Consider the following 23623-nt stretch of genomic DNA (forward strand, 5'->3'; position numbering starts at 1 on the left):
ACCTCCCCTCCGCCGCCGGGGTCGGGGCAAGCCTCCGGCGCCGGACCCACGGTAGGGGGACGCCCGGTCGGATCGCGGCGTGCCGGGCCCGACACGCGGGGGCAGTTGTGCAGGCCACGGCCGTGGGTCGGGATCTCCCCCGGCCGGGTCAGGTCAGGCCGAGCACCGCCAGCGCCGTGCGCGCGGCGTCACCGCCGGACTCCTCCGCGACGGCCAGGGCGCCCGGCACGTCGAGGTCGTCGAGGAGCCGATCGAGCACCGCCCCGGATGCGACGTCGCCCTCGACGTGGCGCGCGGCGGCGGCGTAGAGCCGCTCCAGCCGGGCCTCGGCGGCGTCGAGGGCGCCCGTGTCGACGTCCCACGGCTCCGCCCACGCACGGTCGAGCAGCAGGAGGCGCACCGCCGCGGCCGAATGGGTCTCGAGCAGCTCGCCGACCAGCACCAGGTTGCCCGCCGACTTCGCCATCTTCCGGCCCTCGACCCGCACCGTCCCGACGTGCAGGCGCGCCCGGGCGAAGGGGTGGACGCCGGTGAGGGCCTCGGCCATCGCGGCCTGCACGGTGTGGTGGGGGTGGCGCAGGTCCGCGCCGCCCACGTGCAGGTCGACGGCCGGGCCGAGCACGGTGAGCGCCATGGCCGCGCACTCCGCGTGCCAGCCGGGCCGCCCGTCGCCCCACGGGCTCGGCCAGGCGGCCTCGCCCGGCGCGGCGGGGCGCCAGACCAGGGCGTCGCCGGGGTCGTCGGCGCCGGGCCAGGGCGCCTCGGCGGAGGTCTCGTCGGGGTCCGGGGACGGGGACCGGGACGGAGACGGGGCGGGGATCCGGTCGGCCCGGAACAGCACGGCCCCGTCGCGCTCGTACGCCGCACCGCGTTCGATCAGCGCCGACGCGAGCGCCACGACGCCGTCGACGTGGTTGTGGGCGCGCGGCTCGTGGGTCGGCGGCCGGACGCCGAGCGCGGTCATGTCGCGGTCGAAGCGGAACTGGCCGACGGCCGCGAAGCTGTCGAAGCGCGCGCCCGCGCGTTCCGCCGCCGCGTCGAGGACGTCGTCGACGTCGGTGACGTTGCGGCAGCTGACGACCTCGATCCCGACCCGCCGCAGCACGCGGGTCGCCACGTCGGCCCACACGAACGTCGCCGCGTGCCCGAGGTGGGTCGTGTCGTACGGGGTGATGCCGCAGACGTAGGCGCGGGCCCGCCCGACCAGCGGGACCGGGTCGCCCGCGAGACGCAGGGACGGACTCATCAGCGCACCTTCCCCGTGCGACGTGCCGCGCGCCGCCACTGGACCATGCGCCCGAGACCGGGGATGGCGAGCAGCAGCACCCCCGCGATCGCGGCGAACAGCAGCCAGATGCCGAGCGGCAGCGTGGCCTCGAGCCCGAGGAACGCGACACGCGCCGGGTCGAGGTTCTGCAGGATGAACACGAGCAGGAACACCAGCACGACCGCGCCGAGGATCAGCCCGATCCACGCCCCGCCGATCCGCGTGCGCCCCGGCGAGGACCGGAGGCGCGGACGGGCGGCGGCGGCACCGTCGGGGATCGTGACCGGCTCCGAGGGCGGCCCCGTCCTTCCGGTCGCGGCGGGCGCGACGTCGGCACGCGACACGGCGCCGGTGCCGGGGGTGGTGGGCCCGTCGGCGGGCGACGGCGCGCCGTACCGGGGCTGCTCGCTCATGGTCGCATCCTCCCCCGTCCCGGCCCGGTCCGTGAGCCCCTCCCACTGCGCGTCGGTGCGATCCGCGACGCAGAAGCAGCAGTGATGAGCACCAGTCCTGGCATGTCTTCGACACATGACCGGGCGCCGCCCAGGCTGGGAGCCGTGACGACCTTCGTGCTCGTACCCGGCATGTGCCACGGCGGGTGGTGCTTCGACGACCTCGCCGCCGAGCTGCGCGCCGCCGGCCACACGGTCGACGCCGTGACGCTGACGTCGGTCGGCGACCCGACCGCGCCGCCCGACCCCACCGTGGACCTCGCGACCCACGTCGCCGACGTCGTCCGTGCCCTCGACGCGGCCACCGGGCCCGTGGTGCTCGCCGGGCACAGCTACGGCGGGCTCCCGATGACCGTCGCGGCCGACCGGCGTCCCGAGCGGGTCGACGCGCTGGTCTACCTCGACGCCTTCGTGCCCCGCGACGGCGAGACCGCCCGCTCCATGACCAACGACCACGAGCGCGCCTGGTACGACGAGGGGCGCCCGACCGGCCTCGTCCCCCGGATGCCGTTCTTCGACGCCCGCGCGACCGACCACCCGCTCGCGACCCTCGAGCAGCCCGCCGCGCTGGCGGCCGGCCTCGACGGGTTCCGCAAGCGCGTCTACCTCTACGCGACGCAGTGGGGCGACCTGACCTCGCCGTTCGCCGACACCCTCGCCCGGCTGCGGGACGACCCGACGTGGGACGTCCGCGAGCTCGACGCCGCGCACAACCTCATGCGCGACGCCCCCGGCGCGCTGCGGGACGCCCTCCTCGCCGCGGCGTCCTGATCAGCGCGCGACGGCGACGGTGACCCCGCGCCCCCGCTGCTTGGGCGTCACGAGCTCCCCGGCGCCGGTCTCGCGGGCCGCGAGCAGGGCCGCGGCCTCGGCGACGCTGCCCGTCCCCGTCAGCCGCCGCACGACCGCGGACGGGCTGGGCACCGCGACGGTGCCGAGGACGGCCGCGGAGTACGTGCGCAGCACCCGCCCGGCGGCGAGGTCGACCACGGCGGGCTCGGCGGCCCGCGTGTCGATGGTCGCCACCACGCCGTAGCCGTCGATCCCGAGCGCCTCGACCGCCTCCTGCAGGTGCGTCAGGGGCGTGCCCGGCTCGATGCCGACACCGAGGACGAGCATCTACGGCGCGCGCAGGGCGTCGAGGACGTCGCCGACGTGGTCCTGGATCGACAGGTGCCCGGTGGCCGGCAGGCGGTGCAGACGGCCGACCCCGGCCGGGAGGCGGGACGCGATGTCCTCGGCGTGGTGCATCGGCACCATGGCGTCGTCCTCGCCCTGGAAGATCTCCACCGGCGTCGTCACGGCGGCCCAGTCGAGGTGCCACGGTGCCGCCCAGAGCCGGTACTCCTCCATGACGCCGGCCGGGCCCTGCCGCAGGGACTCGACGAAGGAGGACATCTCCTCCTTCGCGGAGCGCCGCGCGAGGAAGTCCCGGTCGGGCTGCGTCAGCTCGGCGGAGACCTGCCCGATCGCCGCCGAGGGCACGAGCTGCGTCGCCCACTTCTGGACCCGCAGCGCCATCGCCTCGCGGTGCGGGTGCTTCTCGAGGAGGTCGAGCATGTCCAGGTCGGACTTCGCGAGTCCCTCCCGGGCGCCGGGCCGGTCGTCGATCGGTCCCGCGCCGGCCAGGAGGGCGGTCCCGGTGACGCGCGGGTTCGCCCCGGCCGCACAGGCCAGCGCGAAGGGCCCGCCCGCGGAGTAGCCGACCGTCGCGAAGCGGTCGAGGCCCAGCGCGTCGGCGAGCGCGAGGATCTCGGCCGCGTACCCGGCGATCGAGCGGCCCGGGACGGGGTCGGAGCCGCCGATGCCGCCGCGGTCGGGGCAGAGGATCCGCAGCCCGCGCTCGCGGGCCGGGCCGTCGGTGAAGTCCTTGCCGAGCCGGCTGTCGGGCGTGCCGTGGAAGAGGAACACCGGGGCGCCGGCCGGGTCCCCGTGCTCGGCGACGGCGACGGCGCGTCCGTGGACGGTGACGCGACGATCGGTCACGAGGGCCTCCGGGAGTCGGTGTCGCCACGAGCCCTACCACTGACGTGGCGAAGCCATCGTGCGACGCCCCCCGGACGGCCCACCGGGTGCGTGTGCAGGTAGGACGCGTGCACCCCGCCCGCGACGAAACCCTCGGGCTCGGCGCCGTCCCAGCGCCAGGCCGGGGCGGCGCCCGCGCGGGGCGTGGTGACCGTGCGGTGGAACTCGTGGCCGGTCACCGTCTCCCCGGCGGCCGCGAGCGGGGAGTCGGCGCCGGCGGTGGCGGTCCGGTAGCCCAGTGCCAGGCGCGGGCCCATCACGGCGTCGGCGTCCAGCACCCCGCACATCGGCAGGCCGTCGAGCGTCCGCGACAGGTAGAGCAGCCCCCCGCACTCGGCGTGCACCGGCGCGCCGGACGCCGCGAACGCGCGCACGTCCCCGCGCAGCGCGGTGTTGCTGCTGAGGGCCTCGGCGTGCTCCTCGGGGAAACCGCCGGGCAGGACCAGGCCGGCGGTCCCCGCGGGCAGCGACTCGTCGCGGGCCGGGTCGACCGTGACGACCTGCGCCCCGCCCGCCGCGAGCAGCTCGGCGTGCTCGGGGTAGCCGAAGGTGAACGCCGCCCCGCCGGCGACCGCGACCACGGGCCGGCCCTCCACGGGACTCCCGATCGCCGTGCCCGGGTCCCAGGACTCCGCCGCCGTCGCCGGTGCCGAACGGGCGAGGGCGGTCACCGCGTCGAGGTCGACGTGCGCCGCGACGAGCCCCGCCATGGCGTCGACCGCCGACCGCGCGGCGCCGCCGTGCTCGGCGGCGGTGACCAACCCCAGGTGCCGTGACGGCACGGCCAGCTCGGCGTGGCGCGGCAGCACCCCGAGCACCGTGAGGCCCACCTCGAGGCACGCCGACCGCAGCACCTCCTCGTGCCGCGGCGACCCGACCCGGTTGAGGATCACCCCGGCGAGCCGCAGGCGCGGGTCGAAGTCGCGGAACCCGGCGAGCAGCGCGGCGACCGAGCGGGACTGCCCGCGGGCGTCGACCACGAGCACGACGGGAGCGTCCAGCAGGCGGGCGACGTGCGCGGTCGACCCGTCGGCCTCGCGGTCGGCGCCGATCCGCCCGTCGAACAGGCCCATCACGCCCTCGACGACGGCCAGCCCCGCGTCCCGCGCCCCGTGCACGACGAGGCCGGGCAGCGCCGCGGGGCCGACGAGCACCGGGTCGAGGTTGCGCCCGGGCCGGCCGGCGGCGAGGGCGTGGTAGCCGGGGTCGACGTAGTCCGGACCGATCTTGAAGGGGGCGACGGCGGTGCCCCGGGCGGCCAGGGCGCCGAGCAGGCCGGTGGCGACGGTGGTCTTGCCGCTGCCGGAGGACGGGGCCGCGACGACGACCCGCGACGGCAGGACGGTCACCACGTCACCACTCGATCCCCTTCTGCCCCTTCTGCCCCGCGTCCATCGGGTGCTTGATCTTCGTCATCTCGGTGACGAGGTCGGCGGCCTCGACCAGCGCGGGCGGCGCGTCGCGCCCGGTGACGACCACGTGCTGGTAGCCGGGGCGGTCACGCAGCACCGCGACGACCTCGTCGGTGTCGATCCAGCCCCACTTCAGCGGATAGGTGAACTCGTCGAGCACGTAGAAGTCGTGCGCGCCGGCCTCGAGACGGCGCCGGATCTCCGCCCAGCCCTCGCGGGCGGCCCCGGCGTGGTCCTCCTCGGACCCCTGCTTGCGCGACCACGACCAGCCCTCGCCCATCTTGTGCCACTCCACCGGCCCGCCCTGCCCGGTGTCGCGGTGCACGTCGCCGAGGGCGCGCAGCGCCGTCTCCTCGCCCACGCGCCACTTCGCGGACTTGACGAACTGGAACACCGCGATCGACGAGCCGGCGGTCCACTGGCGCAGCGCGAGCCCGAACGCCGCCGTGGACTTGCCCTTGTTGACCCCGGTGTGCACGACGAGCAGCGGCCGCCGGCGACGCTGCCGCGTCGTCAGCCCGTCCTGCGGCACCGTCGCGGGAACCCCCTGCGGCACGCTTGCCTCCTTCGTCGGTACGTGAGCAGTTGGCGCCCCGGCAGGGGCGCCAACTGCTCACGAGGCCCGGAACTGCTCCACGACGCCCGCGACCGACTCGCCGGTCAGCTCGTCGAGGGTGACGACGGTGCCGCCGGCGACGCGGGCCACGCGCCCGGCGAGCCCGAGGCGCACCGGCCCGGACTCGCAGTCGACGACGACGGTGCTCATGCTCGCCCCCCGCCCGGACGCCCCGGCGTCGCGCGCGAGACCGCGGGCGGCGTCGAGGGCGGCGTCGAGCCCGCCCGACGCCGTCGCCCGCCCGTCGGTGAGCACGACGAGCAGGCCGCGCCGCCGGGGGTCGCGGGTGCGCTCGGTGCGCAGGACCGCCCGCGCCGTCCGCAGACCGTCGGCGAGCGGGGTGCGCCCGCCGGTCCGCAGGTCGTGCAGGCGGGCGTGGGCGGTGTGCACCGACGTCGTCGGCGGCAGCGTCACGCTCGCCGCGGTGCCCCGGAACGTCACCACGCCCACCCGGTCGCGGCGCTGGTAGGCGTCGCGGAGCAGCGCGGCGACGGCCCCCGTCACCGCGGACATCCGCCGGCGCGCGGCCATCGAGCCGGAGGCGTCGACGCAGAACAGCACGAGGTTGCCCTCGCGGCCCTCGCGGACGGCGTGGCGCAGGTCCTCGGCCCCCACCCGGGCCCCGCGTCCGGCGGCGGCGAGGACGGTGGCCGGCACGTGCAGCGTCGTGTCCTCGCGGCGCTCGGGCACGGCCCGGACCGTGCGTCCCTGGCGGCCCCGGGCCCGCGAGCGCCGCCCGGGGGCGCCCTCGCCGGTGCCCCGCACCTCGAACCGGCGCGCCCGCAGCCGCGTCCGGGCGGGCGCGCCCACCGGGACCCCGGCGGGCTCGGTCCGTGGTTCCGAGGACGGCTCCGATGACGGCTCTGCCGACGACGACTGCTCCTCCTCCGGTGACTGCTGCTCCCCCGGCGCGGTCTGACCGTTCGCCGGCGGCGGCGCACCCCCACCGGGCCCGCCGCCGGGACCGGAGTCGTCGGGCCCGCCGTCGTCCGGCCCCCCGTCGTCCGGCCCGCCCTCCGGGGGCTCGGGCGGCTCGGGTGGCTCCGGCGGCTCCGGCGGCTCGGCCTCGGAGGTCGCCTCGTCCGCGCGCTCCATCGCCTCGTCCAGCTCGTCGTCGCCGAGGTGGGGCTCGTCGAACGGGTCGCGGCGCCGCCGGTGCGGCAGGGCGAGCCGTGCCGCGGCGCGGACGTCGGACGCGTCCACCGCCTCGGCGCCCCGCCAGGCGGCGTGGGCCACCGCGGTGCGCGCGAGCACCACGTCGGCACGCATCCCGTCCACCTCGACCTCGGCGCACAGCGCGGCGATCCGCACCAGCTCGGCGTCCGGCAGCACCACGGACGTCAACCGCGCGCGGGCCTCGACCAGCCGCGCGCGCAGGGCGTCCTCGTCCCCGGCGAAGCGGGCGGCGAAGGCGTCGGGGTCGGCGTCGTGCGCCAACCGCCGCCGGACCACCTCGGTGCGCTCGCCGACCTCGCGCGAGGCGCTGACCGCCACGGTGAGCCCGAAGCGGTCGAGCAGCTGCGGGCGCAGCTCGCCCTCCTCGGGGTTCATCGTCCCGACGAGCAGGAACGCCGCGGGGTGCGTCAGCGAGACCCCGTCGCGCTCGACGTGCGCGCGGCCGGTGGCTGCGGCGTCGAGCAGGAGGTCGACGAGGTGGTCGTGCAGGAGGTTGACCTCGTCGACGTAGAGCACGCCCCGGTGCGCGGCCGCCAGCAGCCCGGGCCGCACGGTCGCGCGTCCGTGGGCGAGGACCTCCTCGAGGTCGAGCGAGCCGATGACGCGGTCCTCGGACGCCCCCACCGGGAGCTCGACGAGACGCACCCCCCGCCGCTCGCGAGGAGCGTCCGCGGGGAACGGGCCGTCGGGGCTCTCCTCGCCGGCGTCGGGGTCGACGGAGAAGCGGTCGCCGGCGACGACCTGGACCGGCGGCAGCAGGGTGGCCAGCGCGCGCACGATCGTCGTCTTCGCGGTGCCCTTCTCGCCGCGCACCAGCACGCCGCCGATGCCCGGGTCGACCGCGGTGAGCATGAGGGCCAGGCGCAGGTCCTCGTGGCCGACCACGGCCGAGAACGGGAAGGCCAAGGAACGTCCTTCTCTGGAGCGGAGAGGGTGACGGCCGACCCTAACCCACGACATCTGAGCGTCCGCTCAGATGACGGGCCCGCGGGGCGGGACCCGGACCGGGGGCCGGTGGTCCGGGTCCCGCACCCGTCTCGCCGGACCGGTCTGCCCTCCGGTCCGCACGTCCTGGGTGCGCAGCTCAGGCGAGCTGCGGTGCCAGCGCGGCGCTCACGGCCGCGACGCGCACGTAGTAGCCGGGCCGCCCGGCGCGGGCGCACCCGTCGCCGAAGGACGTGACCCCGATGAGCTTGCCGCCGGCGACGAGCGGGCCGCCGGAGTCGCCCTGGCAGGAGTCGACGCCGCCCGCGTCGAACCCGGCGCAGGTCAGCTTGCGCCCGTCGAACGTCCCGTCGCCGGCGCGGCAGTAGGTGTCCCCGCGCATCGGCACCGTCGCCGTGAGCAGGTAGCGCGAGGGCGGCGCGTTCTCGGCGGTCGCGCCCCAGCCGTAGACCTGCGCGGCGCGGCCGTCGGAGTAGAGCGCCTCGTCGCCGGGGCCCGCCAGCGGCAGCGGCGTGCGGGTGCTCGGGGTGGCGAGGGTGAGCACCGCGAGGTCGGTGCCCTTCCCGACGCCCTCGAACTCGGGGCTGACCCAGGCCGACGCCACCGTCAGCGTCTCCCCCGCGGTCGACTGCTTGTCGTCGCGGCCGGCGACCACCCGCACCTGGTCGGCGGCGGTGCTCGCCATGCAGTGCGCCGCGGTGAGGACCTTGGTCGGCGCGACGAGCGTCGCGCCGCAGAACTGGAAGCCGCCGGCGTCGGTGAGGAACACCGCCCACGGGACCTCGGTGGTGGTCGTCTGCGCCCCGCCGACGACCCGCGTCCCGGCGTCGACGGTGAGACCGGAGCCGGAGCCACCGCCCGTCCCCGGGTCGGTGCCCGGGTCGTCAGTGGTCACGATGGAGGGCGCGGCCGCCGCCGTCCCGACCGCGGCCAGCGCGAGCAGGAGGGATATCCCGACGAGCACGAGGGTCCGTCCGACCGCGGTGACCCCGTCGCGCACGCCGTTCATCATCCGTCCCGCCCCTCCGCTCGCGTCCGTTCGGCTCTGGCCATGTGGGCCGATCAGCCGAGCGGTCATCCGCCGTCGGCCGCAGACGACAGCAGCCGCCGAGGGCGGGCGACAAGACGGAACAGGGCAGGTTCGCTCCGCCGAGCGACGACGAACGGTCGATTTACGTCGGTAAACGACACCGACGGGTGGCGCTGCGGCGGCAAGCGGTTGTCGGTGATCGCCGAGCGGACGCCTCCGTGACCGTTCGTCGCGGGGCCCCGCCACCCACACCGGCGGTCGCCCAGGACCACAGCCGGTCCGGTCGCGCACTACCGTGGTGCCCGTGCCTCACCACGATCTCGTCATCATCGGCACCGGCTCGGGCAACTCGATCCCGGACGAGCGCTTCGCCGGCCTGGACGTCGCGATCGTCGAGCACGGGGTCTACGGCGGGACGTGCCTCAACGTGGGGTGCATCCCGACGAAGATGTTCGTCTACGCCGCCGACGTCGCCGAGATCATCCGCCGGTCCGGCACCTACGGCATCGACGCGTCGATCGACAAGGTCCGCTGGACCGACATCCGCGACCGCGTGTTCTCCCGCATCGACCCGATCTCGGCGGGCGGCCGGCGCTACCGCCAGGAGCAGACCGACACGACGGTCTACCTCGGTCACGCCCGCTTCACCGGTGAGCGCGCGCTCGAGGTGGCCCCGACCGACGGCGGCGAGCCGGTGGCCGTCACCGGCGACCGGTTCGTCGTGGCGGCCGGGGCGCGCCCGGCGATCCCGGACAAGATCGCGGCCAGCGGCGTGCCGTATTACACCTCCGACGACGTCATGCGCATCGACGAGGTCCCGCGCCGCCTGACGATCATCGGCGGCGGCTACATCGCGGCCGAGTTCGCGCACGTGTTCTCCGCCCTCGGCAGCGAGGTCACGATCGCGACGCGCGGTCCCGCGCTGCTGCGCGAACAGGACGAGGAGATCTCCGCGCGGTTCACCGAGCTGGCGGCGACGCGCTGGAACGTGCTGGTCGACGCCGCCCCGACCGCCCCGCCCGAGCAGCGGGCGGACGGCACGATCGTGGTGCACGGACAGCACGGGCCGATCGAGTCCGACGCCCTGCTCGTCGCCACCGGGCGCATCCCCAACGGCGACCGCCTGGACGCCACGGCCGGCGGGCTCGACCTGCACCCCGACGGGCGGATCGTCGTCGACGACCAGCAGCGCACCTCCGTGCCCGGGGTGTGGGCGCTGGGCGACGTCAGCTCGCCGTTCCAGCTCAAGCACGTCGCCAACCACGAGGCCGCCGTCGTGCGGCACAACCTGCTGTACCCGGACGACCCGCGGATCACGAACAACGCGCACGTCCCGTCGGCCGTGTTCACCGATCCGCAGATCGCCACGATCGGGCTGCGCGAGCAGGACTGCCGCGAGCGGGGCCTGCGCTACGTCACCAAGGTCCAGCGCTACGGCGACGTCGCCTTCGGCTGGGCGATGGAGGACACCACCGGGGTCGTCAAGCTCATCGCCGACCCGACCGACGGCACGCTGCTCGGCGCCCACCTCATGGGTCCCGAGGCCTCGTCGCTCATCCAGCCGTTGATCCAGGCGATCACGTTCGGGCTCGACGCGCGCACCATGGCCGAGCACCAGTACTGGATCCACCCGGCGCTGCCCGAGGTCATCGAGAACGCCCTGCTCGGCCTCCCGCTCGACCCGGAGACCTGAGGGACGGGCTCAGGGGAACAACGGAGCGTCGGGCTGGCAGACGGTCCCCGGCGGCGGTGTCGCGAGCTCGACGAGATAGCGCACACGGGCGGCGTCGACGCACGCGCTCGGGTCCTGATAGGTCGGGTGCCCGTACCCCTCCGAGGTCAGGAGGACGGCGTTGCCCAGCAACCGCTCGGCGGCCTGCGCGTTGCGGTACCCGGTCGCCGGGTCGTGCCGGTTGTTGACGAGCAGGATCGGCGTCGTGGTCCGCGCGTTCCACGGCCCGGCATAGCGGTCGGCGGGCCGGCCCGGCCACCCGGAGGCGCACGGGGCCCACAGCCACCAGCCGAGGACCGGTCCCCACAGGGTGCTGCTGCGGGTGAGGTCGGGGAGCACCGTGGGCCAGTCGGCGGACGGCCGGGTGGCGGGCCCGTCGAGGCAGGAGATCGCCGAGGACGTGGTGGCCGAACGGTAGGCCTCGGGCGTCGCCATCTGCCGGGCCGCGCTCTCCAGGCCGGAGGCGTCCCCGTCCGCGGCGGCGTCGAGGTCGGCGGCGAACTGCGGGTACTGCTCGGGGACCCGCAACGGGTTGAAGGTCGAGGTGAGCAGCTCGCCGTACGTCAGCTCGCCCGGCGGACTCGCGTGCGGCGCCGGGATCGGCGCCCGCCGTGCCGCGTCGAACACGCGCGCGACACGCTGGTCGACCGATTCGGGGTGGCGCGCCAGGGCGCACCGGGCGGGACCCGCGGTCTGACAGGCGGCGCGGAACGCCGCGAACACCTCGTCGGTGTGGGCCACGCTCGCCGCCGTCCGGGCCTCGGCGCCGGCGGTGTCGTCGACGGCGTCGATCAGGCCGTCGAGCAACATCGCCCGCACCTTGTCCGGGAACAGGTTGGCGTAGGTCTGCCCGATCAGCGTCCCGTAGGACAGGCCGACATAGGTCAGCCGTTCGTCCCCGACGGCGACGCGCAGCGCCTCGAGGTCGCGGGCGGTGTCCGCGGTGGAGATGTGGTCGAGCAGCTCCCCGCTCACGGCGCCGCACCGTGGCGCGAGATCGACGGTCCGCTGCTGGTAGGCCACGGACTCCGGCCCGGTCGTCGGCACGGTCACGCCGTTCCAGAAGGCGGCCTCGGCCGCGGGGTCGGTGAAGCACTCCACCGGCGAGCTCGCGTTCGTGCCACGGGGGTCCCAGCCCACGACGTCGAATCGGCCGCCGCCCCACTGGTCGAAGTCGGATCCCCCGCCCTCGACCAGCTCCACGCCGCTCTGACCGGGCCCACCCGGGTTGACCAGCATCGACCCGATCCGCTCCTGTGGCCGGCTCGCGAGGTGCCGGATGACGGCCAGGTCGATCTGCCGGCCGCCGGGCGCGCTCCGGTCGAGCGGCACCGGCACCGTGGCGCACTGGAGCGCGGGGTCCTGGTCGTGCGGGGGCGCACAGGGTCCCCACGCGATGCCGGGCGCCGGCCCCGCCGGCCCCGCCGGCCCCGCCGGCCCCGCCGGCCCCGCCGGCCCCGCCGGCCCCGCCGGTGCCGCGCCCGCCGACGGCGTCGGCGAGCCGCACGCGGTGGCCACCAGGACCGCGCACACCACAGCGAGCGTCGACGCCACCCGGCGCCGACGCAGGGAACCACGCTCAGCCATCGCGAACCACCCCATCGAGTGACGGAGAGGGCGACGTTAACCGAACATCACTACCCTGCGCGACACTTGATCTGCCGTGGCGCTCACTCGGTCCGCCGGAACCGCCACACCGCCAGCGCGAGCAGCAGCACGCAGAAACCGATCGTCATGAGGATCTGCACGCCCACCGGCACGACCCAGCTGCCCCAGACGATGCCCGGGTCGAAACGCGCGCGGGTGGCGGCGTCGACGTCGAGGTGGTCGAACACGAGCGAGCGCAGCGGTTCGACGGCGTAGGTCATCGGGTTGACGTGCGTGAGCACCGTGAGCCACGTCGGCAGGTTCGAGAGCGGGAAGAGCGCGCCGGACAGGAACATCAGCGGCGTGATCACGAGCTGGACCAGCGGCATCGCCGTCTGCACCTGGCGCACGCGGGCGGCGAGCACCAGCCCCAACGCCGTGATCATGAAGGCCATCAGGAAGATCAGGCCGATCATGCCGAGGAGCATCAGCGGGTCGTAGGGCACGCCGACGAGCCCGGCCAGCGCCAGCAGCACCAGGCACTGCAGGGTGGCGACCGACGCGCCGCCCAGGGCCTTGCCGACGAGGATCGACGCCGTCGACACCGGAGCGACGAGCATCTCGCGCAGGAACCCGAACTCGCGGTCCCAGACGATCGAGATGCCCGCGAACGCCGCGGTGAACAGCACCGAGATCGCCATGACGCCGGGGAACAGGAACGTCGTGAACTGCACGGACCCGCCGGCGCTGCTGTTCAGCAGCGAGCCCAGGCCGCTGCCGAGCACGAAGAGGAACAGCAACGGCTGGGCCAGCGACGAGAAGATGCGCGACCGGTCCTTGACGAAGCGGATCATCTCGCGCTGCCAGACGACCGTGGCGGCGCGCGCCTCGGTGGCGAGGCTGCTCTCGGGGATGTGGAGAGCCTCGGGGGTCAGGGTGGTGGTCATCAGCGCCCTCTCATGCGTTGCGCCATCGGGTGCATGCTCGGCCCGGCCTCGGCGTCGCGGATCGTCGTGCCGGTGTAGGCGAGGAACACGTCGTCCAGGCTCGGCCGGGTGACGGTCACCGAGCGGATGCCGACGCCCAGGCGGTCGAACAACCGCGGCACGAAGCCCGCGCCGTCGGGCACCGCGATCGTCACCGCCCCCTCGCGCACCGCGCCCTCGAGCCCGAACTCCGTGCGCAGCGCCCGCAGCGCGGCCTCGTCGTCGTCGGTGGTGACGGTGACCCGGTCGGCCCCGACCTGGGCCTTCAGCGCGTCCGGGGTGTCGAGGGCGACGATCCGTCCCTCGTTCATGATCGCGATCCGGTCGCAGTGCTCGGCCTCGTCCATGTAGTGGGTGGTGACGAAGACCGTGATCTCCTCGCTGCGGTGCAGCTCCGCGACGTAGTCCCAGATCGACCCGCGGGTCTGCGGGTCGAGCCCGATGGTCGGCTCGTCGAGGAAGAGCACCTGCGGCGAGTGCAGCAGGCCGCGCGCGATCTCGAGGCGGCGCCGCATGCCGCCGGAGTAGGTCCGCACCTCGTCGGCCCGCCGGTCCCACAGCCCCACCATCCGCAGGACCTCCTCGCGCCGGCCGGGCGCGCGGCGGCGGTCGACCCCGTAGAGCTCCTGGTGGAACCGCAGGTTCTGCTCGCCGGACATCGGGCCGTCGAGCGTCGGGTCCTGGAAGACCAGCCCGATGCGGCGGCGCACCGCCGCACGGTCGCGCACGACGTCGAGCCCGACGACCTCGGCCTCGCCGGCGCTCGGCTCGACGAGCGTGCACAGGATGTTGATCGTGGTGGACTTCCCCGCCCCGTTGGGACCGAGGAAGCCGAAGGTCTCGCCGCGGGCGACCTCGAGGTCGATACCCCGGACCGCCTCGACCTGCTTCTCGCCGCTGCCGTAGCGCTTGACGAGGCCGCGGACGGAGACGGCCGGGCCGCTCGGCCCCGTGGTGGTGTCCATGCGTCCTCCCCCTAACAGTGTTAGAGACGCTACTCTGACGCTGTTAGAGACGGCAAGGAGGTTTCCGCGGTGGCGCGCCAGACCCTCACCCGCGACGACGTCGTCGACGCCGCGGTGGATCTCCTGGCCGAGGTCGGTCTCGAGGGGCTCTCGCTGCGCCGGCTCGCGCGCGAGCTCGGGGTCAGCGCACCGACGCTGTACTGGCACGTCGCCGACAAACGCACGCTGCTCGACCACGTCGCCGAGCGCCTGCTCGCCGACCAGTGGCAGGTCACGCCGCTCGCGCCGGGCGAGGACTGGGCGGACTGGCTGCGCGAGCGCGCCGTGCGCCAGTTCCGCGCCCTGGTCGCCCACCGTGACGCGGCCCTGGTGGTCGCGGGCAACCGCCCGACGGAGGCCTCGCTGCCGGCGGTGGAGCTGACGCTCGGCACCCTCGTCCGGGCGGGCTTCTCCCCCGCCGACGCGTTCGCGACCGTCCAGGCCGTCGGCAACCTCGTCATCGGCTCGGCGATCGAGTACCACGCCGAGCGCGACCGCGAGACCGGCGCGCCGGCGCGTCCCCCGGGCGCCTACCCGCACCTCGAGGCGCTCGCGCCTGTGCTCGCGGCGCGCACGGGCACGGCCGCCGACCACGAAGCCCCGTTCCGGCACGGTCTCGATCTCATGATCGCGGGGCTGCGCGCCGGGGCCGCGGCGCGGGCGGGGGGCTGAGCCTCAGTCCGTGCGGCGGCGCTGCTCGGTGCCCGGGATCGACGGGTTGTCCGAGTGCGCCTGCTCGGCGTCGGCGGACGCCTCGGCGCGGCGCTCCCGCTGCTCCGAGCCGGGCAGCGAGTCGTCGTCGGTCCGCGCGTGGCGCCCGCGCTGCTCGGTGCTCGCGATCGAGGTCGCGCTGTCGGCGTCGGCCGCCTCCTCCGCCTCGCGCTCGCGCCGGATCGCCTCGGGGATGGGCGGCGGACGCTCCTCATCGCCGGACCGGTCGTGCTCAGCCATCGGATCCCCTCTCGACGTCCCTGCCGATACCAGGAGACGCCACCGTCCGGCGCCGCGACGACGGCGTCAAGCGTCCGGACGGCGTCACCTGCCCGCGGGGAGCCCCACGGACGTCGCGGCGGCGTCGGCGACCGCGTCGAAGTAGGCGTCGCGGTCGGTCACGACGTTCTCGTACTGGCCGAAGAGCTCGAAGCCCACCGTGCCGAAGAGCTGGGTCCACGCGACGACGGCCGGCACCACCACCGGGCGGGAGAGCTCCGGCAGGACGTCGTCCCGCACCACCGGGGGCCAGCCGCCGACCGCGCCGGGGTCGCCGTGCTCCACGACGATGTCCGCGAGCACGACGCCGACGCGCCCGGCGGCCGGGATCGTCTCGGTCGGGGCGGCGTAGCCGGGGACGGGCGTGCCGTAGATCAGGCCGTACTCGGCCGGGTGCTCGTGCGCCCAGGCGCGCACGGCCCGCCACACCGCCCGCCACTGCGCCCGCGGGTCGGCGTCGGCGTCGCGCGCGGCCTCGGCGGCCTCCCCGATCGCGTCGTAGGCCTCGACGATCAGGCGCGTGAGGAGCTCGTCGCGGCTGGCCACGTAGCGGTAGACCGCCGACGACACCATCCCGACCTCGCGCGCCACCGAGCGCAGCGAGAGCGCCGCCGCGCCCTGCTCGGCGAGCTGGCGGCGCGCCTCGTCGAGGATCGCGCGGCTCGTCTCGGCTCGCGCCCGCGCACGGGCTCCGGGGGGCATGACCAGCATCCTGCCACGGATCGAGAGCAGTGCTCTTGACGAGGAGCGACTTTTCGAGAACACTGCTCTATAACGAGAGCATTGCTCTCGTCAGACGTCCCGAGGAGACACCGTGAACACCAGCCACTACCAGGCCCCCGGCCGCATCACCCGCCGCCTGATGAACCCCCTCGTGGCCGGCCTGACCCGCCTCGGCCTCCCGCTGGCGGGCTCCGCCGTGCTCGGGGTCCGCGGGCGCACCAGCGGCGAGGTGCGCACCACGCCGGTCAACCCGCTGACGTACGAGGGCCGCCGCTACCTCGTCGCCGCGCGCGGCCACACCCAGTGGGTGCGCAACCTGCGCGTCGCCGGCGAGGCCGAGCTGCACGTCGGGCGCCGCACCGAGACCGTGCGCGCCGTCGAGCTCGCCGACGCCGAGAAGGTGCCGGTGCTGCGCGCGTACCTGCGCGCCTGGGCGTGGGAGGTCGGCGCGTTCTTCGAGGGCGTCGGCGCCGACGCGAGCGACGCCGAGCTCGCGGCGATCGCGGACCGGCACCCGGTCTTCGCGATCACGACGGTGTGAGCCCGCCGTCGTTGGGTTACTGGCTGGTATCGCTCGCCAGGCGAGGGATACCAGCCAGTAACCGAGGCGCGCGCCACCCCGCCGCGACCTGCCCCACACCGAGCCCGCCGCTATCGTTCCGCCATGTCCGGTGATCGTGAGCACGAGCTGGTCCTGTTCGGCGCGACGAGCTTCGTCGGGGAGCTGACCGCCGCCTACCTGGCCCGCCACGCCCCGGCCGGCACACGGATCGCGCTGGCCGGCCGCTCCCGGCAGCGCCTCGAGGCCGTCCGCGACCGGCTGCCCGCCCCGGGCGGCGACTGGCCGCTGGTCGTCGCCGACACCTCCGACACCGGGGCGCTGGCCCGGATGGCCGCCGCCACCGACGTCGTCGCCACGACCGTCGGGCCCTACGCGAAGTACGGGATGCCGGTGGTCGAGGCCTGCGCCACCGCGGGCACCCACTACGCCGACCTCACCGGCGAGGTGCAGTTCGCCCGCGAGGCGATCGACCGCTTCGACGAGGTCGCCCGCGGCAACGGCGCCCGGATCGTCCACTCCTGCGGCTACGACTCGATCCCCTCCGACCTCGCGGTCCTCCTGCTGCACAGCCGTGTGCAGGCCGACGGCGAGGGCGAGCTCACCGACGTCACCGCCGTCGCCCGCATCCGCGGCGGCGTCTCGGGCGGCACCGTGGACTCGATGCGCGGGCTCGCCGACGCGGCGAAGGCCGACCGCTCGGTGTTCCGGCTGATGCGCGACCCCTTCGGCCTGAGCCCCGAGCGCGACGCCGAGCCCGACACCCGCCAGCCCAGCGACACGCCCACGCCGCACCGGCTGCACGGCCGCTGGGTGGCCCCGTTCGTCATGGCCTCGTACAACACCCGCATCGTGCGCCGCTCGAACGCGATCGCCGGCTACTCGTACGGCAAGGGGCTGCGCTACGGCGAGGTCATGGGTGTCGGCAGCGGCCCGGCCGGTGCCGTCGCCGCGGGCGCGGTGACCGCGGGACTCGGCGGCCTGCTCGCGGGGCTCTCGACGCCGGGCGTGCGCCAGCTGCTCGACCGCGTGCTGCCGAAGCCGGGCACGGGCCCGAGCGAGAAGACGCAGGAGAGCGGCTGGTTCCGCCACGACGTGGACGCGACCACCACGACCGGCGCCCGCTACACCGCCCGCGTCTCCGGCTCGGGCGACCCGGGCTACGCCGCGACCGCGGTGATGCTCGGCGAGAGCGCGCTGTGCCTCGCCCTCGACGGCGACCGCCTGCCGAACCGCACCGGCTCGCTGACCCCGGCCACGGCGATGGGCCCGGCGCTGGTCGAGCGTCTGCGCACGGCCGGGCACGTGTACGACGTCGCGCCGGCCTGATCCTCACCGCACGGGGAGCACGCGCGGCAGGACCGCGACGCAGGCCGCCGCGACGACGGCGTGCATCAGGGCGAGCCCGACGAGGTTGAGCACGCCCGCGCCGCCGGCGAGCACGACGGCGTCGGGGATCCACGAGACCACGAGCGCGACGGGGACCAGCACCCGCAGCAGCGCCGCCGGCCGCGCGGCGAGGCGACGGACCGCGGCCCACCCGGCCGTGCCGATCAGCACGCCGACGATGCTCATGCTGATCCAGGCCATGGCGGGCTCGAGCCCGACGGCCGGTCCCGTGACCAGCGCGGAGAGCGCCAGCGCGAGCAGCGCGTTGACGACGACCGCCCCGAGGGCGGCGACGGCGATCCCGCCGGCGAGGCGTGGTGTCGGGGCGGCGGCGGGGACGGCGCCCGCCGGCGGGGTGGCGATGGAGGTCATGGTGGAGCCTTCCCGGGTCCTGGGTTGCGTGTTCAACCCAACGACTTCGACTCTCCTCTGGGTTGCGTGTTCACGTCAAGCATCTCGTGGCACGATGGCCGCCGTGACGGAGACGCGGTGGCTCGACGACGACGAGCGCGCGGCCTGGGTGCTGCTGTGCAAGGTGCTGCTCGTGCTGCCCGGCGCGCTGGAGAGCCAGCTGGTGCGCGACGCCGACCTGACCCTGTTCGGCTACATGATCCTGGCGCGGCTGTCCGTGAGCCCGGAGGAGACGCTGCCGATCTCCGCGCTCGCCGAGATGGCGAACGGCTCGCTCTCGCGCACGTCCCACGCGGTGACCCGGCTCGAGCAGCGCGGCTGGATCCGGCGCACCGTGTGTCCGGGCACCGGGCGGCGCTACACCGTCGCCACCCTCACCGAGGAGGGCCGCGCGACGCTCACCGCGGCGGCGCCGGGGCACGTCGAGACGGTGCGGCGCCTCGTCGTCGACCCGCTGGGCCCCGAGCGGACGGTCGCGCTCGGGGCCGCCTGCGCGACGATCGCCGAGACCCTCGGGCTCCCGACCGAGCCGCTGGCCTAGGACGCTCGGACGACCCGCAGGCCGGGCGGGGCTCCCACGCTGATCAGCCGCTCGAGGGCGGCGGTGTCGAGGTGCTCGGCGACGAGGTCGCCGAGCAGGTCGAGCTGGGCGGCGCGGACGGCCGCGTAGGACGTGTCCGGCGCCGGGGCGAAGTCCCGCCCGGCCGCGGCGGCGACGCGGGCGAGCAGGCGGCGGCGCAGGGCGTCGTTCTCGAGCAGCCCGTGGGCGTGGGTGCCGAGCACGTGCCCGGCGTCGACGCCCTCGGGCGCGCCGTCGGCGAGCGTCACCAGCGGGGCGGCCGCATCGGACCGCAGCTCGCGCCCGTGGTGGATCTCGTAGAACGCCACGGGCTCGCCGAGCGCCGTGCCCTTCGGGGTGCCGAGGTGCTTGGCGACGTCGAAGGTGACCTCGAGGTCGAGCAGGCCCAGCCCGTCGACGGTGCCGGGCGCGGTCTCGACGCCGTGCGGATCGTGGATGCGCCGGCCCAGCATCTGGTAGCCGCCGCAGACACCGAGGACGGGCTTGCCCTCGCGGGCGTGCGCCACCACCGCGTCGGCGAGGCCGGTGGAGCGCAGCCAGGCCAGGTCCGCGACCGTCGTCTTCGAGCCGGGCAGGACGACGAGGTCGGCGTCGGCCAGGCGCGAGGGCTCGGTGACCCAGCGGACGGCCACCCCGGGCTCGGAGCTCAGGGCGTCCACGTCGGTGCCGTTGGACACCCGCGGCAGGCGCACGACGGCGACCCGCAGCCAGTCCCGGCCGGCGGGCGGCGCGGGCCGTCCGACGACGCCGTCGGCGACGTGGCCGAGCGAGTCCTCGGCGTCGATCCAGAGCTCGGGGCTCCAGGGGAGCACGCCGAGCGTCGGGCGCCCGGTGAGGTCCCGCAGCTGGTCGAGGCCGGGTGCGAGCAGGGCCGGGTCGCCGCGGAACTTGTTGACCACCCAGCCCGCGACGAGCGCCTGGTCGGCGGGCTCGAGCACCGCGAGCGTGCCGAACAGGTGCGCCAGCACGCCGCCACGGTCGATGTCACCGACCACGATCACGGGCAAGTCGGCGGCGCGCGCGAGGCCCATGTTGGCGATGTCGGTGGCGCGCAGGTTGATCTCGGCCGGGGACCCGGCGCCCTCGCAGATCACGACGTCGTGGTCGCGGCGCAGGTCGGCGAGGGTCCCGGTGACCACCTCGAGCAGCGCGGCCTTGCGCTCCCGGTAGCTCGCCGCCGACACGGTGCCGTCGACGACCCCGCGCACGACGACCTGCGAGCTGCGGTCGCTGCCCGGCTTGAGCAGGACCGGGTTGAACCGGACGCTGGGCTCCAGCCCGCACGCCGCGGCCTGCAGCGCCTGCGCGCGCCCGATCTCCCCGCCGTCGGCGCACACCACGCTGTTGTTCGACATGTTCTGCGCCTTGAACGGCGCCACGTCGACGCCGCGGCGGTGCAGCCACCGGCAGATGCCGGCGACGAGGACGCTCTTGCCCGCGTCGGACGTCGTCCCGGCGACGAGCAGCGAGCCCTTCACCGTGGCCCGGCTCCGCTGCGCCTCGCGTCCGGTCACCACTCGGGGAGGCCGGCGAGGCCGGGCAGGCCGTCGAGGGAGTGCTCGTTCTTCTCCGCCCGGTAGTTCCGCAGCCACTCCGGGCTGCGTCGCTCGGCCCAGGAGTCGAGCAGCTCGCGGTCGCTCTCCAGGGTCATGCGCGGCACGGCGTACCCGCAGGCGTCGGCGACGCGGGTGACGTCGACGGTGACGACGCCGCGCGCCTCCGTGCGCCGCGACGCGAGGCCCATCGCGAACGGCTCCAGGGCCGCGTCGAACCCGGGCTCCCCGTGGGTCACGACGCGGCCGTGCCCGTGCAGGCGCACGACGTTCGGCGTGCCGTCGAAGGAGCAGAACATGACGCAGATGCGGCCGTTCTCGCGCAGGTGGGCCGTGGTCTCGATGCCGCTGGCGGTCATGTCGACGTAGGCGAACGTGTGGTCGTCGAGCACCCCGAACGTCCCCCGCAGCCCCTTGGGCGAGACGTTGACCAGCCCGTCGCCCGCCAGCGGGGCGGTGCCGACGAAGAACACCGGCTGCTCGCCGATCCACCGGGCCAGGCGCGGCTCGATGCGCTCGTAGACCTTCGCCATGCCCGGCAATCTCGCACGCCCCGCCGCGGGGTGCACGGGTGATTCAGGTGACCCCGAGCTCGCCGCCGACCTCGAGGTCGACCAGCACGCCCCGGTCGCGGGTACGGACGTCGAGGGCCGTGGCACCGCCGCCGGGGCTCCCGGCGTCGACGTCCTTCGGGACCGCGGACAGGTCGCGGGCGGTCAGGGCGACGACCCGCTCCCCCGCCGCGTCCTCCCGCACCGTCTCGGTCAGCAGGCGGAGTCGGTGGATGCGGCCGGTCGTGGGGTGGCCGTCGAGGGGGTCGACGACGAGGTCGCCGCGCAGCCGCACGGGCCCCTCGACGCGGCGCGGGGCGTCCCACACGGCGCGGAAGTCCTCGCCCGTGAGGTCGGTGGACCCGCCGGGTCCGGGCCGGGGCGCGGCGTGGGCGTCGACGACGTCGGACCAGCCCGCGGGCCGGGCGACGTCCGGGGCGTCGTGCTCGACGAAGCGCAGGCGCCACGTCCGGACCTGCCGGATGGACGCGAGCGGACAGGCGCGGGCACGGATCACCGCGGCGGGCAGCAGGATCGGCAGCGAGCGCACGTCCCCCACGATGACCGACGGCGCGGTGATCGTCCTGCCGGGCTCAGCGGTGCCGGTTGGGCCGGCGGGCGAGGGCCTCGAACGCCGGGCACTCGACCACCTCGACGCCGGCCGCCGCCAGCCGCGCCGCACCCGACGGCGTCCCGACGAACAGCGGCGGCTCGCGCCAGGCCATGACGACCCGGCCGATGCCCGCGTCGAGGATGTGCTGGGCGCACGTGACCGGGCGGGAGGCGCGCTGCCCGCAGGGTTCCAGCGACGTGTAGATCGTGGCGCCGGGCAGCCGCGGGTCGTCGCGGTCGACGTCGCGCAGCGCGACCTCCTCGGCATGGTCGAGGACGTCGTCGCGACGGCTGTGGCCCGTCGCCAGCACCGTGCCGTCGGCGGCGACCACGACGCAGCCCACCGAGAACGCCGACGCCGACGGCGGGCAGCGCTCCGCGAGCGTGCAGGCCTCGGCCAGCCAGCGGGCGTCGGTGTCGCCGAAGCGGTAGCGCAGCAGCACGTCCTGCCCAACGGGGCGGGTCTCGACGAGGTGCGCCGCGGTCGGCGCCCCGGTGAAGCGCGGACCGTCGCCGACCAGCTGCGGGGCCACCACCAGCTGGAGCTCGTCGACGACGCCGGCGGCGAAGAACTCCCGGTGCACCGCGGCGCCGCCCTCGACCATGAGGCGCAGGACGCCGTGGGCGGCGAGCTCGCCGAGCACGTGGCCGGGGTCGCCCGCGAGCACGACGGTGTCGGCGAGGTCGCGGCCCTCGGTGAGGACGCGGGCCCCGGGGTCGACGGGCCTCGACGAGAGCACCACCCGCAGCGGCGAGGGACCGAGTCCCCGGTCGACGCGGTCGGCGCGCCGCGCGGGCGAGCGGACGAGCAGCCGGGGGTCGTCGGCGCGCACCGTGCCGGCGCCGACGAGGATCGCGTCCACCCCGGCCCGCTCGGCGTCGACCCGGTCGAGGTCGGCGGCACCCGACAGCACGAGCCGCCGCGGCGAGGCGTCGTCGAGGAAGCCGTCGACCGACACCGCCGCCGAGGCGAGCACGTGCGGGCGCGTCATCGCCGCGTCATCGGCGTGTCGTCGTCGCGAGCATGTGGCGATCCTGGCCTCTCACGCCAGGAAAGCCGCATCGCTCGCACCGCCGGGCGCGCCTCACGGGAGCGTGAGGATCTCGCTGCCGGTGTCGGTGACGAGGATCGTGTGCTCGAACTGGGCGGTGTGCGACTTGTCCTTGGTCGTCACCGTCCACCCGTCGTCCCAGATGTCGTAGTCGATCGCGCCGCGCGTGATCATCGGCTCGATCGTGAACGTCATCCCGGGCTCGAGCATCTCCTGGCGCGAGGGGTCGTCGTAGTGCACCACGACGAGCCCGGAGTGGAACGCGCGCCCGATCCCGTGCCCGGTGAAGTCGCGCGCGACGCCGTAGCCGAAGCGGTTGGCGTAGGACTCGATGACCCGGCCGACGACGTTGAGCTCACGGCCGGGCTTCACCGCCCTGATCGCCCGCAGGGTCGCCTCGTGGGTGCGCTCGACGAGCAGGCGGTCCTCCTCGTCGACGTCACCGGCGAGGAACGTGGCGTTGGTGTCGCCGTGGACGCCGCCGATGAAGGCGGTGACGTCGATGTTCACGATGTCGCCGTCCTCGATCACGGTCGAGTCCGGGATGCCGTGGCAGATGACCTCGTTCAGCGAGACGCAGCACGACTTCGGGAAGCCGCGGTACTCCAGCGTCGAGGGGTAGGCGCCCTGGTCGACGAGGAACTCGTGCACCGCGCGGTCGACCTCGTCGGTGGTGACGCCGGGCTTCACCGCCTCGCCGCCGACCTGCAGCGCCTGCGCGCCGACCTTCCCGGCCACCCGCATCGCTTCGATGATCTCGGGCGGCTGCACCCACGGGTCGGTGCTGCGCGCGGGCGCCGGTCTGCCGACGTACTCGGGGCGGGGGATCGGGGAAGGGACCGGGCGCAGCGGCGTCTGCTGCCCCGGCCGCAGCGGAGCGCGGACCGGCATGCATCCCAGCGTAGGCGCCCGTGCCGGGGCCGGGGCGGGCCCGGCAGGCGATCACGTCCACGCGCCACCCCCGCAGCGCC

25 protein-coding genes are annotated in these 23623 nt (G+C 75.5%); 6 read left to right on the forward strand and 19 right to left on the reverse strand.

Annotation, left to right across the window (positions count from 1 at the left end; translation table 11 throughout):
- Window positions 1-148 precede the first annotated feature (148 nt).
- A complete protein-coding gene (locus tag ACR9E3_RS15400; RefSeq protein ID WP_460381167.1) occupies window positions 149-1246 on the reverse strand; it encodes a class I tRNA ligase family protein in 1098 nt (365 codons plus the stop codon).
- A complete protein-coding gene (locus ACR9E3_RS15405; RefSeq protein WP_460381168.1) occupies window positions 1246-1680 on the reverse strand; it encodes a LapA family protein in 435 nt (144 codons plus the stop codon). Before ACR9E3_RS15405 ends, ACR9E3_RS15400 begins: the two co-directional genes overlap by 1 nt.
- A gap of 144 nt (window positions 1681-1824) precedes the next feature.
- On the opposite strand from ACR9E3_RS15405, the gene ACR9E3_RS15410 reads away from it, so the two are divergent.
- A complete protein-coding gene (locus tag ACR9E3_RS15410) occupies window positions 1825-2490 on the forward strand; it encodes an alpha/beta fold hydrolase (protein WP_460381169.1) in 666 nt (221 codons plus the stop codon).
- On the opposite strand, the gene ACR9E3_RS15415 is transcribed toward ACR9E3_RS15410, so the two are convergent.
- The 6 genes from ACR9E3_RS15415 to ACR9E3_RS15440 all read right to left on the reverse strand — a co-directional run bounded on the left by ACR9E3_RS15415 (window position 2491) and on the right by ACR9E3_RS15440 (window position 8893).
- Window positions 2491-2838 (reverse strand): cobalamin biosynthesis protein, encoded by a 348-nt coding sequence (locus tag ACR9E3_RS15415; RefSeq protein WP_460381170.1) that lies wholly within the window; start codon window positions 2836-2838, stop codon window positions 2491-2493. It lies immediately after the preceding gene.
- Window positions 2839-3705, reverse strand: a complete 867-nt coding sequence (locus tag ACR9E3_RS15420) for an alpha/beta fold hydrolase (RefSeq protein WP_460381171.1) — start codon at window positions 3703-3705, stop codon at window positions 2839-2841. It lies immediately after the preceding gene.
- The gene (locus ACR9E3_RS15425) at window positions 3702-5084 is read right to left on the reverse strand and encodes a cobyrinate a,c-diamide synthase (protein WP_460381286.1); all 1383 of its coding nucleotides are present in this window, start codon (window positions 5082-5084) and stop codon (window positions 3702-3704) included. Before ACR9E3_RS15425 ends, ACR9E3_RS15420 begins: the two co-directional genes overlap by 4 nt.
- 13 nt (window positions 5085-5097) lie before the next feature.
- Window positions 5098-5712 (reverse strand): cob(I)yrinic acid a,c-diamide adenosyltransferase, encoded by a 615-nt coding sequence (gene cobO / locus ACR9E3_RS15430; protein ID WP_460381172.1) that lies wholly within the window; start codon window positions 5710-5712, stop codon window positions 5098-5100.
- Window positions 5713-5769: 57 nt separating this feature from the next.
- Entirely contained in the window at window positions 5770-7908 is a 2139-nt protein-coding gene (locus tag ACR9E3_RS15435; protein WP_460381173.1) for a VWA domain-containing protein, read from the reverse strand.
- 124 nt (window positions 7909-8032) lie between these two features.
- On the reverse strand, window positions 8033-8893 hold the full coding sequence (locus ACR9E3_RS15440; protein WP_460381174.1) for a S1 family peptidase: 861 nt from the start codon (window positions 8891-8893) through the stop codon (window positions 8033-8035).
- Between the two features lie 334 nt (window positions 8894-9227).
- Between ACR9E3_RS15440 and ACR9E3_RS15445 the strand changes: the two genes are divergently transcribed.
- The gene (locus tag ACR9E3_RS15445) at window positions 9228-10616 is read left to right on the forward strand and encodes a mycothione reductase (protein ID WP_460381175.1); all 1389 of its coding nucleotides are present in this window, start codon (window positions 9228-9230) and stop codon (window positions 10614-10616) included.
- A gap of 9 nt (window positions 10617-10625) precedes the next feature.
- Here the strand turns inward: ACR9E3_RS15445 and ACR9E3_RS15450 are convergent, their stop codons facing one another.
- The 3 genes from ACR9E3_RS15450 to ACR9E3_RS15460 all read right to left on the reverse strand — a co-directional run bounded on the left by ACR9E3_RS15450 (window position 10626) and on the right by ACR9E3_RS15460 (window position 14193).
- Entirely contained in the window at window positions 10626-12242 is a 1617-nt protein-coding gene (locus tag ACR9E3_RS15450) for an alpha/beta hydrolase (RefSeq protein ID WP_460381176.1), read from the reverse strand.
- An 83-nt stretch (window positions 12243-12325) separates the two neighbouring features.
- Window positions 12326-13189, reverse strand: coding sequence for an ABC transporter permease (locus ACR9E3_RS15455; protein WP_460381177.1), 864 nt, complete (start codon window positions 13187-13189; stop codon window positions 12326-12328).
- On the reverse strand, window positions 13189-14193 hold the full coding sequence (locus tag ACR9E3_RS15460) for an ATP-binding cassette domain-containing protein (RefSeq protein ID WP_460381178.1): 1005 nt from the start codon (window positions 14191-14193) through the stop codon (window positions 13189-13191). The genes ACR9E3_RS15455 and ACR9E3_RS15460 overlap by 1 nt, the downstream gene beginning before the upstream one ends.
- Window positions 14194-14262: 69 nt before the next feature.
- Between ACR9E3_RS15460 and ACR9E3_RS15465 the strand changes: the two genes are divergently transcribed.
- Window positions 14263-14904, forward strand: coding sequence for a TetR/AcrR family transcriptional regulator C-terminal domain-containing protein (locus ACR9E3_RS15465; RefSeq protein ID WP_460381179.1), 642 nt, complete (start codon window positions 14263-14265; stop codon window positions 14902-14904).
- A gap of 3 nt (window positions 14905-14907) precedes the next feature.
- Here the strand turns inward: ACR9E3_RS15465 and ACR9E3_RS15470 are convergent, their stop codons facing one another.
- Window positions 14908-15183: a hypothetical protein gene (locus ACR9E3_RS15470; protein ID WP_460381180.1), complete on the reverse strand. Its 276-nt coding sequence runs from the start codon at window positions 15181-15183 to the stop codon at window positions 14908-14910.
- An 84-nt stretch (window positions 15184-15267) separates the two neighbouring features.
- Entirely contained in the window at window positions 15268-15924 is a 657-nt protein-coding gene (locus tag ACR9E3_RS15475; protein WP_460381181.1) for a TetR/AcrR family transcriptional regulator, read from the reverse strand.
- A gap of 112 nt (window positions 15925-16036) precedes the next feature.
- Here ACR9E3_RS15475 and ACR9E3_RS15480 point away from each other — a divergent pair, with 112 nt between their 5' ends.
- Together ACR9E3_RS15480 and ACR9E3_RS15485 are read left to right on the forward strand one after the other, a co-directional pair.
- A complete protein-coding gene (locus tag ACR9E3_RS15480; RefSeq protein WP_460381182.1) occupies window positions 16037-16486 on the forward strand; it encodes a nitroreductase family deazaflavin-dependent oxidoreductase in 450 nt (149 codons plus the stop codon).
- A gap of 123 nt (window positions 16487-16609) precedes the next feature.
- On the forward strand, window positions 16610-17833 hold the full coding sequence (locus ACR9E3_RS15485; RefSeq protein WP_460381183.1) for a saccharopine dehydrogenase family protein: 1224 nt from the start codon (window positions 16610-16612) through the stop codon (window positions 17831-17833).
- 3 nt (window positions 17834-17836) lie between these two features.
- Here the strand turns inward: ACR9E3_RS15485 and ACR9E3_RS15490 are convergent, their stop codons facing one another.
- A complete protein-coding gene (locus ACR9E3_RS15490; RefSeq protein ID WP_460381184.1) occupies window positions 17837-18265 on the reverse strand; it encodes a hypothetical protein in 429 nt (142 codons plus the stop codon).
- A gap of 103 nt (window positions 18266-18368) precedes the next feature.
- Between ACR9E3_RS15490 and ACR9E3_RS15495 the strand changes: the two genes are divergently transcribed.
- On the forward strand, window positions 18369-18845 hold the full coding sequence (locus tag ACR9E3_RS15495; RefSeq protein ID WP_460381185.1) for a MarR family winged helix-turn-helix transcriptional regulator: 477 nt from the start codon (window positions 18369-18371) through the stop codon (window positions 18843-18845).
- On the opposite strand, the gene ACR9E3_RS15500 is transcribed toward ACR9E3_RS15495, so the two are convergent.
- From ACR9E3_RS15500 to map, 5 genes are all read right to left on the reverse strand, one after another.
- A complete protein-coding gene (locus ACR9E3_RS15500; protein ID WP_460381287.1) occupies window positions 18842-20362 on the reverse strand; it encodes a cobyric acid synthase in 1521 nt (506 codons plus the stop codon). The genes ACR9E3_RS15495 and ACR9E3_RS15500 overlap by 4 nt on opposite strands.
- Window positions 20363-20394: 32 nt before the next feature.
- Window positions 20395-20970 (reverse strand): pyridoxamine 5'-phosphate oxidase family protein, encoded by a 576-nt coding sequence (locus ACR9E3_RS15505; protein WP_460381186.1) that lies wholly within the window; start codon window positions 20968-20970, stop codon window positions 20395-20397.
- Between the two features lie 43 nt (window positions 20971-21013).
- The gene (locus ACR9E3_RS15510) at window positions 21014-21538 is read right to left on the reverse strand and encodes a hypothetical protein (protein WP_460381187.1); all 525 of its coding nucleotides are present in this window, start codon (window positions 21536-21538) and stop codon (window positions 21014-21016) included.
- A 43-nt stretch (window positions 21539-21581) separates the two neighbouring features.
- On the reverse strand, window positions 21582-22592 hold the full coding sequence (locus ACR9E3_RS15515) for a dihydrofolate reductase family protein (RefSeq protein WP_460381188.1): 1011 nt from the start codon (window positions 22590-22592) through the stop codon (window positions 21582-21584).
- A gap of 93 nt (window positions 22593-22685) precedes the next feature.
- Complete coding sequence (gene map, locus ACR9E3_RS15520) at window positions 22686-23543, reverse strand: type I methionyl aminopeptidase (protein WP_460381189.1); 858 nt, start codon at window positions 23541-23543, stop codon at window positions 22686-22688.
- Window positions 23544-23623 lie beyond the last annotated feature (80 nt).

It is taken from the genome of Actinomycetospora sp. C-140, from assembly GCF_054796175.1.

What these genes read in the sequence shown, in the direction of transcription:
- ACR9E3_RS15400 (WP_460381167.1), bottom strand. Translation starts at nt 1,246, where the DNA reads ATGAGTCCGTCCCTGCGTCTCGCGGGCGACCCGGTCCCGCTGGTCGGG.
- ACR9E3_RS15405 (WP_460381168.1), bottom strand. Translation starts at nt 1,680, where the DNA reads ATGAGCGAGCAGCCCCGGTACGGCGCGCCGTCGCCCGCCGACGGGCCC.
- ACR9E3_RS15415 (WP_460381170.1), bottom strand. Translation starts at nt 2,838, where the DNA reads ATGCTCGTCCTCGGTGTCGGCATCGAGCCGGGCACGCCCCTGACGCAC.
- ACR9E3_RS15435 (WP_460381173.1), bottom strand. Translation starts at nt 7,908, where the DNA reads ATGTCGTGGGTTAGGGTCGGCCGTCACCCTCTCCGCTCCAGAGAAGGA.
- ACR9E3_RS15450 (WP_460381176.1), bottom strand. Translation starts at nt 12,242, where the DNA reads ATGGCTGAGCGTGGTTCCCTGCGTCGGCGCCGGGTGGCGTCGACGCTC.
- ACR9E3_RS15455 (WP_460381177.1), bottom strand. Translation starts at nt 13,189, where the DNA reads ATGACCACCACCCTGACCCCCGAGGCTCTCCACATCCCCGAGAGCAGC.
- ACR9E3_RS15460 (WP_460381178.1), bottom strand. Translation starts at nt 14,193, where the DNA reads ATGGACACCACCACGGGGCCGAGCGGCCCGGCCGTCTCCGTCCGCGGC.
- ACR9E3_RS15470 (WP_460381180.1), bottom strand. Translation starts at nt 15,183, where the DNA reads ATGGCTGAGCACGACCGGTCCGGCGATGAGGAGCGTCCGCCGCCCATC.
- ACR9E3_RS15475 (WP_460381181.1), bottom strand. Translation starts at nt 15,924, where the DNA reads ATGCCCCCCGGAGCCCGTGCGCGGGCGCGAGCCGAGACGAGCCGCGCG.
- ACR9E3_RS15485 (WP_460381183.1), top strand. Translation starts at nt 16,610, where the DNA reads ATGTCCGGTGATCGTGAGCACGAGCTGGTCCTGTTCGGCGCGACGAGC.
- ACR9E3_RS15490 (WP_460381184.1), bottom strand. Translation starts at nt 18,265, where the DNA reads ATGACCTCCATCGCCACCCCGCCGGCGGGCGCCGTCCCCGCCGCCGCC.
- ACR9E3_RS15505 (WP_460381186.1), bottom strand. Translation starts at nt 20,970, where the DNA reads ATGGCGAAGGTCTACGAGCGCATCGAGCCGCGCCTGGCCCGGTGGATC.
- ACR9E3_RS15515 (WP_460381188.1), bottom strand. Translation starts at nt 22,592, where the DNA reads ATGACGCGCCCGCACGTGCTCGCCTCGGCGGCGGTGTCGGTCGACGGC.
- map (WP_460381189.1), bottom strand. Translation starts at nt 23,543, where the DNA reads ATGCCGGTCCGCGCTCCGCTGCGGCCGGGGCAGCAGACGCCGCTGCGC.